Source organism: Paenibacillus sp. FSL R5-0486 (assembly GCF_037975155.1).
Lineage (GTDB): Bacteria > Bacillota > Bacilli > Paenibacillales > Paenibacillaceae > Paenibacillus > Paenibacillus amylolyticus.
The window spans coordinates 6,121,503-6,133,291 of record NZ_CP150237.1; the positions used below are offsets into that span (position 1 = coordinate 6,121,503).

Sequence of the window (11,789 nt, forward strand, 5' to 3'; positions counted from 1 at the left end):
TCTGTTTTCAACAACAACGTTGGTTCCCCCTATAAACTTAAGCGGATACAATATTACTTTTTTCCCCTTAACTTGTTCTGATCCATTATACTGTAATTAATACTTGGTGTAGCTTTGGGAAATTCTGATTGATCGGCAACCAAACTGCATTCATGCTAGAATATTGAAGTTCATTCAAAAAGCGTATTCTTTCTCTACATATACATCCTATATTTTGGGATAGAAACATTAAAAAATTTGCGGCATTTATTCGCAATTCACCTTGTTTTTTTAGCATTTTCTTAACATATTATTTTCACCAGGAGTGTGACCCTATGACTATCAAAGTACTTCTTATAGAAGATGAGAAAAATCTAGCCGACATGATTGCTTTCTTTCTTGAGGAGGAAGGATACATCACTGAACGGGTTCATCATGCCCGCGAGGCACTTCAATTGTTTCCACAATTCCAGCCGGATATTGTTGTAACGGATCTCATGCTTCCTGAAATGGATGGAAATGATCTAGTAGAAGCCTTTCGCCAGCACTCCACTGTGCCCATTCTGATGATCTCAGCAAGCACCATGCTGAATGATCGACTTCGCGCATTGCATAATGGTGCGGATGACTTTCTGTGCAAACCATTTAGTTTGAAAGAGTTGGATGCCCGGATTAAAGCACTGCTGCGAAGATCAATCATTTCCTATCAGGATAAACCGGTAAAAGAAGACAAGCAGGCAGAGGTTACTGGACATGTGAATGTGAATGAGTACAGAAGAACCCTGTTTGTGGATGGCGTTGAAATCGAGGTCACTCATATTGAGTTTGAGATTATGAAGGAATTGTACCGCAATCCGGGTAAAGTGTTCACCCGCAATGAACTGATGGATCGGATCAAAGGCTCCGAACGCGCCTATCTGGATCGTACCATTGATGTTCATATCTCAAGTCTACGTAAAAAAATTGAGCCTGACCCCAAGAACCCACGTTATATTAAAACGGTTTGGGGAACAGGCTATAAATATGTGATCTAATACGATCGTAACGCTTGAAAGTTAAACACCTTTGGCCATATCCCTCTTTTATCTCATGGATAAGATGGGTGGTATGGCTATTTCTGATTTATGGACAGACGACGAATGCAACCAATTTTCCATATCCTTGATTAGTTGATTCGGGTCTTGCTCGTTCCAGAGAATCATCTTCATCTCACCTGTACCTGTAATTTCTTGCAGGTGACGCTTCCGAATAAGGGATTGGAAATCCGTAATGACCAGTAACGGAAGTTGTGGCATAAAAGCCCGAATGGCATTTGCTGCTGACACCGCTTCTTCGGCAATCTGATAATCAACAATACAATAACGGGCATTTTCCCAACTTCCCCGATGTGTTTCTATCGCAGAACCAGATGTTGAGTCCTCAATCCAGTTCCTGAACAATTGAATAATATTCTCATATGCAATACGACGTTTTCCATCCGAGAGCACGGTAATGGGTTCCATAGGTATACCTCCAGTTGATTCTTATCTTTATTGTGCCAATTTTCGTTTAAAAATGTTTGTGCGTGAACATGAAAGAAGTGTTAACAAATTTCGTACTTCTTCACATTAAGTGTTAGACACGTCCACTTCACTTCTGGATGATTTCGCAGATTCCACACATTGATGTAAAATAGAGAAATACCCGTGTGATTTAATTTACGGGAAGTTAAAGATGAATCTGGTACTATAGGAGGTTACATTGATGAATATTGTTTCCATTGAACCAACACCGAGTCCAAATACGATGATGTTACATCTCGATGAACGTCTGGAGGACGGAATTCGCAAAACATATACACTGGACAACGAACGATCTGCTCCGGCGTTCATTCGCCAGATGCTTCATATTCCCGGTGTAAAGAGTGTGTTCCACACAACAGACTTTGTCGCACTTGATCGTAAAGGGAATGCCGACTGGTCCGTTATCTTGGGCGAAGTCCAAAATCGCCTTGGACAGCACGGCATCGATCTGGACTGGATTGAATCCGAAGATGGTTCAGGCGAGCACTTCGGAGAAGCACAGGTATTTGTACAATTCTTCCGAGGTGTACCGATGCAAATTAGGGTCAAGGCCGGGGTCAAGGAAGAACGAATTTCGTTGTCAGACCGCTTTGTCAAAGCCGTAACAGAAGTCGCCAGTGCAACGATGATCAAGGAACGTAAACTGAGTGATTACGGGGTTCGATATGGTGAATTGCCTGATATTGCACGTGAAGTCGAGCAGGAATTGGAAGCCGCTTACCCGCCGGAACGGCTGGAGCAAGTCATTAAACAGGCCATTGAACATGGTACCAAATCCGAAGAGTTCGTCGAGCGCCGCCGTGAATTGGATGGAGCCGAACTTGAAGAGGCTCTGCGAAACGAAGACTGGAATGTTCGCTATGCGGCATTTGACAGCATGGAGCCTACGGCAGAAAGACTGCCTCTCGTAGCCCATGCCTTGCATGACAACAAAATGCAGATACGTCGCTTGGCTGTCGTATACCTGGGTGACATTCGTACACCTGAAGCGATGGAACTGCTGTATGAAGCACTTCAGGACAGTTCTCCTGCGGTACGCCGGACTGCCGGGGATACCTTGTCGGATATCGGTGATCCTGCCGCCACTCCAGCCATGACAGCTACGTTATCCGATAAAAGTAAACTTGTACGCTGGCGTGCAGCACGTTTTCTCTATGAGGTCGGAACTGAAGAAGCAGAGCAAGCGTTGCGCGTTGCAGCCGATGATCCTGAATTTGAAGTCAGCCTGCAGGCCAAGATGGCTCTGGAGCGGATCGAATCGGGCGAACAGGCTGCTGGAACGGTATGGCAGCAGATGGCTGGCCGTAATAAAAAAGAGGAATAGTCGTCTCTCAGACCTCACATCCAACAATTGTTATTGCACTGGAAAACCATGCGCGTTATACTGATTGTCTGTTTACTAAACAGGACACACGGTGTTAAGTTGTGTTGTTCATAATTTCATAGACAATAGATACACCTCATCCATTGATGGTGAGGTAGAGGTCGCGGGTGCGATCAGTACGCTGATGGAGGCGCTAAGGAGCCGCTTATGAGATCAGCCGAAAGGTGTACCCGCCGAAGCTCGCTGGACGTTCCTTATACGGTCCAGTGAGCTGGGGCTGCTGTCGAAAGGCGCAGAACTGTCACGGAAGTACATTTCCTTTATATAAAGGTATGAATTCTTCTGTGTTGAGCTATCTTAATCATCTGGGACATGGTGCGGACATTGAAATATTAAAGACCGCAGGCTGATGCCTGTGGTCTTTTGTTTATGAATTCAAGTATCGCAAACATCAGTATACCGAATGAAGGAGTGTTTCCATGCAAGACCGCAGTAACCCAACAACAACAACTGGACCTTCCCTGAAAAAAGGATTACGCGCACGCCATATGACGATGATCGCCCTCGGTGGCTCAATTGGTACCGGGCTGTTTCTCGCAAGTGGTACCGCCATCTCAACCGCAGGCCCTGGTGGAGCATTAATTGCCTATGTGGCCGTTGGCATCATGGTTTATTTCCTAATGACCAGCCTTGGTGAGCTTGCTACCTTTATGCCGGACTCCGGTTCATTTAATACGTATGCCGCACGTTTTGTCGATCCTGCTCTCGGGTTCGCCATGGGCTGGAACTTTTGGTACAACTGGGCGGTAACCATTGCAGCAGAGCTTGCTGCCGCTACTGTACTCATTAAATACTGGTTCCCCGACAGTTCATCCATGTTATGGAGCTTATTGTTCCTCGTGCTGATCTTTTCCTTGAACGTGTTGTCCGTTAAAGGTTATGGAGAGTCCGAGTACTGGTTCGCCATTATCAAAGTCGCTACTGTTATCATCTTCCTGGCCGTTGGTGTGCTCATGATCTTTGGTATTATGGGCGGAGAAGCCGTTGGTTTCAGCAACTTCACCATCGGTGATGCGCCCATCCATGGCGGATTCTTCGCTGTACTTGGTGTGTTCATGGCTGCTGGATTCTCATTTCAAGGTACCGAGCTTATCGGAGTAGCTGCCGGTGAAAGTGAAAACCCTCGCGAGAATGTCCCTCGTGCAATTCGTCAGGTATTTTGGCGCATTCTGATTTTTTACATTTTGGCGATTACCGTGATCAGTCTGATCATCCCGTATACTCATCCGAATCTGCTCAAAGGTGACCTGGAAAATATCGGTGTCAGCCCGTTCACACTGGTGTTTGAGAAAGCTGGCCTCGCCATTGCGGCTTCCGTCATGAATGCCGTTATTCTGACTTCTGTACTCTCTGCCGGTAACTCAGGCATGTATGCTTCAAGCCGGGTTCTCTATGCTCTTGCCCGTGACGGTAAAGCCCCTCGTTTCTTGGGCAAGTTGAACAAAAAGGGTATTCCAATGAATGCACTTTTGCTTACAACAGCCGTTGGTATGTTGGCATTCCTTGCCTCGCTGTTCGGTGATGGGATTGTGTACACCTGGTTGCTGAATGCATCCGGGATGTGCGGATTTATCACTTGGCTGGGTATCGCTATCAGTCATTATCGCTTCCGTCGTGCATACGTTGCACAAGGCAGGGATCTGAGCGATCTGCCTTACCGTGCACGCTGGTTCCCGTTTGGGCCCATCTTCGCTTTTGTCCTGTGTATCGTTGTGATCATTGGACAGAACTACCAGGCATTCACGGGTGATCAGATCGACTGGAGTGGAGCCATCGTTGCCTACTTGAGCGTACCCCTGTTCCTGGTGTTGTGGCTCGGTTACAAATGGATCAAAAAGACCAAAGTGGTGCCGTTGCAGGAATGTGACTTCACACCTACGGATTCACCAGCTGATAAATAGTGGCTATTTAATAAAACCTCCCCGTGGCGTTGCAGTTTTCCTACTGTAGCGAAACGGGGAGGTTTTGTTTTGGATCGGCCTCCCCCTTCGAACATTTCTGTACATCCTTTCGTCCCTGTCCATATTTTGTATAGGTCGGTAAGTAAAATAGAGAAAGGTATACTATTTTTCTTGGACAACGGGAGTTGGTGTATAATGAAAAAATTCTCTATTCTGCTCGTTCTATTGGGCATCCTGATCATCAGCTTTCCTTTCCTGCGGGAAACGTATTATGACTGGCAGCAAACCCGTGTCATGAACGATCTGGAGCAATTGCAAAACGGCTTGTCTAAGCTTAATCACTCCTTCGAACAAGGCATACAGGATGCAGTTTCTGCCGAGCCGACTACTGACAATACAGGTACAGTGCAAGAGGTCTCATCGGATACGTTGGGGGTGTTATCGATTGACAAGATTGATGTCCGCTTACCGATTCTGGAGGGTGCAACGGAAGCCAACATGAAGGTAGCTGCAACCCATCTTGTTGAAACCACCAGTATCGGGAACAAAGGTAATGCTGCGATAGCCGCTCATCGCGCCCACAAAAAAGGACGACTGTTCAATCGTCTGGGAGAACTCCAGATTGGTGATTCAATGGAAGTCACCCTGGCAGATCGAACGATTATCCAATATAAGGTAGATCAGATATCCGTTGTGGAGCCAACTGACTTATCTGTGCTGGAGGATCCTGGGCTTGGACAGGTCCTTACCTTGATTACCTGTGATCCACTCGTCAATCCAACACATCGCCTAATTGTAAGAGCTATTGCAGTGAAACCAAATGTTACGGGGACCTGATCCTCCCTAAATATCACCAAAAAATACCCTCTAGCATATTCACACGTCGACGCTAAGTCTTCGTAGTGATTGCTAGAGGGTATTTCTATCTCACACGATGAATTTTAGATACTGCGTGTTTCGATCTAGCGATGAAGCTGTTGTCTGCGGCGGAAGTACATGAATCCCGCGCTACCTAGCGCCATCAGCATCATGCCCACAGCAGTGTAAGCCATTGTGCTCTCTTCACCTGTTTGTGGCAGCATTCCCTGAGATCCAGAATTTCCGTTTGGCTGTGATGCGGAATTTCCATTGCCCTGTGATCCATCTGTATCCGTTCCAGCAGGAGGTGCAAGTGCACCATCCCCATCAGGTGCATCTGTATCCCCAACTGGAGGTGCAGTATCGTCACCGTTGGAATCGCCTGGTGTCGGTGTCACTACCCCGGAATCTTCATCTGTCGGACTTTCGCTTCCTCCCCCAGACTCTGTAGGTTCAGTTACAACCGTGCCTGGAACCGACGGATTTGGTTTTCCTGGTTCCGGAGTTACTGGTTTCTCTGGATCTGGTGTTACACCCGTAGTAGGTGTTCCCGGATTATAAGGTCCACTAGACCCACCACCCGATACCGGGATAGCCTGATTCGTTTTTTCCACAACTACAGCTTCGGTTTGTATGTTCGTAATTTCGAATGGTACTGGTGTTGTTTCCAACATGTACCCGTTAGGCGCTTTTATTTCAACCAACTGATATTTATTGATATCCAAGCCTTCAAGTACAATTTCACCTTGTTGATTGGTTGTCAGTGAAGCTTCATCTAGACCTGTTACCTTGTGGAATTCCCAATTCCCATTTGCATCCATCAATGCAGTTTGAGCTCGTAATTCAAATACAGCTCCTTGAAGGTGCTGAGTTCGGCCCGCATTGGTTTTAATCAATTTAACAGAACGATCATTTTTTTTATTTTCAATGGTTATTTGAGTTTCTGGTTTGATAATAGATACAAGGGTCTCCGGCTGTTCAATAACAAAGCCTTCTGCCTTGGTCTCTACCAATGTATATGAACCATAATCCAAACCATCGAATTCAATGACCCCATTTAGGTCGGTTACTTTTGTATCGATGACAATGTTGGAACGATCACGCAATTCGAATTCGATTCCGCTTAATACAGACTTATCCTTGGCATTTACTTTGGTAACGACAAGTTTACCACCTGCACCCATTGCATTAGACTTCGTCAAGGTAATACTCTCCGTCTGATTCTCTACAATGGTAAACGGAATTGGTGTAGCATCCAATTGATAAAACTCAGGTGCCACGACTTCTACCAGCTCATAATCCCCTGGCGACAGTCCACCTTTGGCGATCTTCCCATCTTCCCCTGTCGTTAACTCATCGATTTTCTCTCGCGTTGCGCCGTCCTTGGAGTACAATTCGAAAGTTGCACCCTTAAGTGTCTTGGAGGAGTCCACCGCATCTACCTTGGTTAATTCAAACCCTTGGCGAATCTTTTTATTTTCAATTTCAAAAGCAATATCCGCATCCTTAAATTCAATCGTTTGACCTGAGGCAGAGCCATATTCAGGATCAACCAAATATCCTGCCGGTGCAGATAATTCTTTTAACTTATAAGGTACACCGTTGGTTAGATTGTTTAATCGATAGTTTCTGGAGCTTTCAACCACACCATTCTCGTCCGTTGGTTTCAATGTTTCCAGAAGCGTAGTTCCAGACGCATTATAGATTGCAAATATTGCACCCTCCAGCGGAACTCCTGTATCACTGACTTTGTGAATTCTGATTTTGCCCAGACCTGTAGAGGCTCCTCCACCAGCTCCAGCCAAGGAAACTTTGATTCCCGACTGATTACCTTCTCCGATTACCGAGGAAGATTGGCCTGCAAATTCAACCTTATTCTCAATTCGGGCGCCATGATCGGCATTAATATAAGACTGATATTCCAAAATGAATGCAGTATGGATATCTTTCTTGAAGGTGAAGGTAAATGTATTGCCCTCCACGTCCAATTCATAATCAGCCGGATCAACAAGTCCAGCTTTGGTGGATACATTGCCTGAATTGTTGGCAGGTAAATTGGTTGCATATAATTTCAATGAATCAGCCAATAAAATCTGGTTCTCTGACAAGGTATCTGTTAATTGGTTACCCGCAGGAATGAAAGATTGACTTGGATTGATATTTACCGTCCATGATGCTTTATCCGTTGTACCTTCTTGCTTCCCTGTTTTGCGCACGTATACACCACCGTTGGCAGGTGTAACACTGGCTGATCTATTAAATCGTATTGCACCACCCTCACCATCCGTCAGAACAGCCTGGTTGGCATATGCGCCTGCGACAGAATATGGTCCATCCAGACTTGTTTGGTACTGAATGCGATAAGCCATTTTGCCCATGTTACCCAGATCCAACGCAAAACCTTTACCGTCCGGGTTCAACTGGAATTGACCAGGTGTGAGCAGAACCTCGCTACCCACAGCAGTAACATTATTGGCTCCCTGCAACTCTAACTCATGAACTTTCAATGAGCCGTCTACGAAAGATTGGTCTCCAGTGTAAGCATCCTTAAGGATTGCGTCCTGAATATCAAACAAATTGTAGTTTACATCGATTGTCCAGGTGATCTTTTTATCTTTGGCGCTATATTCACCCTTTTTGTTACCATTTTGAATCGTGTAGTCTTGCGGTTCGACCGCAGCAGTTTTGGTAATCGCAGTCTGTTTTACATCAGACTCTTCCCAATCGATCTTGGCTGAGTTGCGATATTCATCATTCGTTGGCATACCCGCTGTGGGATCAAAGCTTGTCTTATAAGTAATAACATGCTCCGTACTGAGCGTTACGCCGTCCTTCAAGCGAAGTGAGAATCCTTTTTCATACGTTGGATCAGCCGGGTCTGGAGTCAGTTCAAAGTCCTCATTGTTAACACCACTCACTTGAAGACTACCCGGAATCAGTTTCATATGTCTGCCTTCGTAATTGTCGGTGATGACGATATCCGTCATGTCCTGCAAATCACGGTTCAAAACAATCTGCCATTCGATTTCTTTTGTGTTGAAGTTTTCACTTTTTACACTCTTTGCAAAAATGACTTCCTGAATGTCTCTTCGGCCTGTTTTGGAAGTACCATCATACATGTTCACTGTGTTCGTAATGGTGTCGTTTGTATAAACACGATGAATGGATTGAGTATCATATTCGATCTCATAGGCCTTTGTAATATCATTCTTAAAATGTAATTTTAATCCATCATCGAACCCTGTACCCATCGCTTCGAGTGTGTATTCATTCGGATTGATCAGTGTTCTGTTGGAAGCCGCTCCACTTGCATTAATGTCCACTTGATACACTTTGACGGAATTGTTGATCAGTTGCTGTTTTGCCGTATCAAAGCGGTCTTCAATCCATGCATTCGTTTGCATAATTTCTTGCTGATTGTAGTTATATTGTACTTTCCATGTGATCGTCTGTGTCACCGGATCATACGCACTATCTTGCCCTGATTTGTTCAAAGGCTCATTAAAACTCATACGAACTCGGCCAATATCTGTTTCGTTGTGCTCGCTCTGATCCGTTGTAAGCGCAACCTGGTTTTGATACTCCACGTTGGTGAACGGAGCAGTGGTTGGTGCTTTAACACTTGTTGTATAGGTTACACGATAGGCCTTATCTGTATCTCCCAATTGAATTGGAAACTGTGGTTCCGTTTGAACTACTGGGCCTTCTTTAACAGATCCATTCAATTGCACTTCCAATTCGCGAATTTCGATATTGCCCTTGAGCTCAAGCTCTGCTGGGAACGTGTCTGCAAGAACAGCATTTTTCATAGCCTTCTCGCCTTGGTTAAAATCTACAGTCCATTTAATTTCATCCGAGTTGAAGTTCTCTTTGTTTGCGCTTCCCGATTTCTTCAACTTATCTACGGCTGTGTTGGCAAAATGTACATCAATGATGCCCTGCCCCACGGAACTAAAGTCTATCTGTTGTTTCAAGCCATCTTCCATCTTGCTTTCATCGAACTTAATCCACACGTAGAAGTTGCCTTCCAGCTTCGCATGCTCGATCAGTTCATTAAAGGTAAAGATGATTGTGTCATCTGGATTCACCACATACTCCCCAACACCGCCATCCAGATTACCCTTAAGCTGCGATCCGATGATGAATTTATCGGGCAAGTTAAAGGTGAACGTAGAGCCATCACTGTAGTTGTGGTTGTCATCTGCAAGTCCCCATGTAAAGACTACAGCCACCTCATCCTGGATTCGTGGTCGAATATCCTCGATTTTATCTCCTTTGACTTCAATCGTGCCATTCCCGTTGTCATCTGGTGCCTGATTGTACATCTGCACACTGGTAATCAATTGATCTGTAATTACCGGGCCTGCAGCTGCGATTGCTAAACTGCTCTGGTTGAGGTTTCCCTCCCCCTCTTCTTCCGGAGTGGCAGCAACGTCAACGTTGTTGACCTCTTCCGAACCTGCCAAACCTTCTTCTGATGCTGTATCGCTGATTGCACTGGCTGGCAAATTAGTTAATTCATCCTGAGCATGCATTGTTGGTGTAAATATCCAACCCTGCATCATTTGCGTGACCAGTAACAGAGCAATGATCACTATGCTCACTTTTTTCCTCATTGTTTGCATATCCTCCTCGTACGTAGTGTTGGCATACGCCGAAGATTAGAATAGCAAAGCGACATATACAAAAAATAGACAACACTAAAATCCTCGTTTTTGAACACAAAATTGAACACAAAAAAGGATACTCCTCAAGCGGAGCATCCTGTTCAAACGGTTGTTATAGTGTCCAGTTAATTTTGACGCGCAGATCCGTAGTACCTTCCATTTTGGACACATAATAAGATATCGATTTCATGCCAAGTTGGTACAAATCCTGCAAATCTTCAATCAGTCCAGCCTCCGTACCCTTGTACCTGAATGTCAGCGAGGTTCCGCCTTCCTTCAGCTTACTCTGAACTTTGGTCTTCAGCGCAGCATGGCCTTTAACCGCATCCTGTTCATCATACAGGGAATAGTCCAGAGCGTGGTACAGCTTCTGATAAGCGGCTTTTTTGCTATCTCCGGCCTTCACCAGCTTTAATAAAGCTTCTCGATATGGGGCAGGCGCAGCGGGGTACTTGCTTTTGCCTGTCCAGATATGGTCACGTGCCATCTCATCATCACTCAGCAAATAGTAGCTGTGGCTAACCTTACCTTTGCGGTCAGGGGTAGGATCATCCCAGGTGGTGTCCATGTGATACCACTTGCCGTCCAGGTTCACGATATTCCAGGCATGAAGCTGCCCGCCCGCTGTACCTTCCACAATCCGGTTATCGATACCTACTCGCTCCAGCATCCGATATGCCAACAGTGAATATCCCTGACAGACGGTACTGCCTGTAACAAGCCCGTCGTAGGCCGTATATTTCTTCAGAGAGGTATCGTAGGAAAGGTTAAGCACAATCCAGTCGTGGATGACCTTGACCTTCTCATGATCCGTCATGCTTGGTTTGATGATTTCTTTCAACACGTTTGTGACTTTACGATTCACATAATCGGTCTGCTCCTTGGTCTCCCGATAGGAGAGAGTCACATGCACCTCGGCCGACACATTGGAGCCTTTATAATTAAATGCATAACTTTTAACGGTGTATTGGATATAGGGGTCACTCTTCATTGCCTCATCGATGGAGGTTTGTAATTGTTTTTTGAGGCCTTTCACATTGCCTTTGTATGTAAAAACAAGTTCCTCCGTTCGCTGTGACATTGCGGTAAGCAAGGTCTGGCGCAAATCTGTTGCCGTGGATATATCTGATGTTCCTGATGCAGCATACAGTTGATCCAGATCAACCGTACGTGGTAACGCTACAGCAATCAGACAGCCTGCCAGCAGTATGGTGATAATTCGTTTCCCGTTCTTACCCATGAAAGGAACCCACCCTTCTTTGCAAAGTTCTCACGCCCTATTGTATCACAAAAGGCTCTGTCGTCATTCTTCTAGTTTTGTAAAAATTAAATCAAAAGAGACCTTCTATGGAAGGTCCCTTTGATCTTTAGTTCATTGAATCACGATTACCCGTTATCTTCATCCTATGTTTCGTTTGGTCACGATATGAGTGATTCC

At 45.3% G+C, this 11,789-nt stretch carries 7 protein-coding genes and 1 riboswitch; of the genes, 4 read left to right on the plus strand and 3 right to left on the minus strand.

Translation table 11 applies throughout. The features are described from left to right. The first annotated feature begins 314 nt into the window (after positions 1 to 314). The gene (locus tag MKY01_RS27220; protein WP_017692253.1) at positions 315 to 1,013 is read left to right on the plus strand and encodes a response regulator transcription factor; all 699 of its coding nucleotides are present in this window, start codon (positions 315 to 317) and stop codon (positions 1,011 to 1,013) included. Positions 1,014 to 1,061: 48 nt separating this feature from the next. On the opposite strand, the gene MKY01_RS27225 is transcribed toward MKY01_RS27220, so the two are convergent. Beyond that, positions 1,062 to 1,481: a hypothetical protein gene (locus tag MKY01_RS27225; protein ID WP_282320221.1), complete on the minus strand. Its 420-nt coding sequence runs from the start codon at positions 1,479 to 1,481 to the stop codon at positions 1,062 to 1,064. Positions 1,482 to 1,722: 241 nt separating this feature from the next. Between MKY01_RS27225 and MKY01_RS27230 the strand changes: the two genes are divergently transcribed. The 3 genes from MKY01_RS27230 (at position 1,723) to MKY01_RS27240 (ending at position 5,663) form a co-directional block, all read left to right on the plus strand. Next, complete coding sequence (locus MKY01_RS27230) at positions 1,723 to 2,865, plus strand: virulence factor (RefSeq protein ID WP_127546582.1); 1,143 nt, start codon at positions 1,723 to 1,725, stop codon at positions 2,863 to 2,865. Positions 2,866 to 3,012: 147 nt separating this feature from the next. Then, positions 3,013 to 3,228, plus strand: a riboswitch (Lysine riboswitch). A 116-nt stretch (positions 3,229 to 3,344) separates the two neighbouring features. Beyond that, positions 3,345 to 4,826 (plus strand): amino acid permease, encoded by a 1,482-nt coding sequence (locus MKY01_RS27235; RefSeq protein WP_127546584.1) that lies wholly within the window; start codon positions 3,345 to 3,347, stop codon positions 4,824 to 4,826. Positions 4,827 to 5,021: 195 nt separating this feature from the next. Then, positions 5,022 to 5,663 carry a class D sortase gene (locus MKY01_RS27240; RefSeq protein WP_036606954.1) on the plus strand — a complete coding sequence of 214 codons (642 nt, stop codon included), beginning with the start codon at positions 5,022 to 5,024 and terminating at the stop codon, positions 5,661 to 5,663. Between the two features lie 125 nt (positions 5,664 to 5,788). On the opposite strand, the gene MKY01_RS27245 is transcribed toward MKY01_RS27240, so the two are convergent. Further along, positions 5,789 to 10,300 carry a collagen binding domain-containing protein gene (locus tag MKY01_RS27245; protein WP_339284294.1) on the minus strand — a complete coding sequence of 1,504 codons (4,512 nt, stop codon included), beginning with the start codon at positions 10,298 to 10,300 and terminating at the stop codon, positions 5,789 to 5,791. Positions 10,301 to 10,463: 163 nt separating this feature from the next. After that, positions 10,464 to 11,591 (minus strand): transglutaminase domain-containing protein, encoded by a 1,128-nt coding sequence (locus tag MKY01_RS27250; RefSeq protein ID WP_253503292.1) that lies wholly within the window; start codon positions 11,589 to 11,591, stop codon positions 10,464 to 10,466. Positions 11,592 to 11,789: the final 198 nt, after the last annotated feature.

Excerpts from the sequence above, each read along its gene's own strand:
- MKY01_RS27240 (WP_036606954.1), top strand. The coding sequence starts at position 5,022 with ATGAAAAAATTCTCTATTCTGCTCGTTCTATTGGGCATCCTGATCATC.
- MKY01_RS27225 (WP_282320221.1), bottom strand. The coding sequence starts at position 1,481 with ATGGAACCCATTACCGTGCTCTCGGATGGAAAACGTCGTATTGCATAT.
- MKY01_RS27230 (WP_127546582.1), top strand. The coding sequence starts at position 1,723 with ATGAATATTGTTTCCATTGAACCAACACCGAGTCCAAATACGATGATG.
- MKY01_RS27220 (WP_017692253.1), top strand. The coding sequence starts at position 315 with ATGACTATCAAAGTACTTCTTATAGAAGATGAGAAAAATCTAGCCGAC.
- MKY01_RS27235 (WP_127546584.1), top strand. The coding sequence starts at position 3,345 with ATGCAAGACCGCAGTAACCCAACAACAACAACTGGACCTTCCCTGAAA.
- MKY01_RS27245 (WP_339284294.1), bottom strand. The coding sequence starts at position 10,300 with ATGAGGAAAAAAGTGAGCATAGTGATCATTGCTCTGTTACTGGTCACG.
- MKY01_RS27250 (WP_253503292.1), bottom strand. The coding sequence starts at position 11,591 with ATGGGTAAGAACGGGAAACGAATTATCACCATACTGCTGGCAGGCTGT.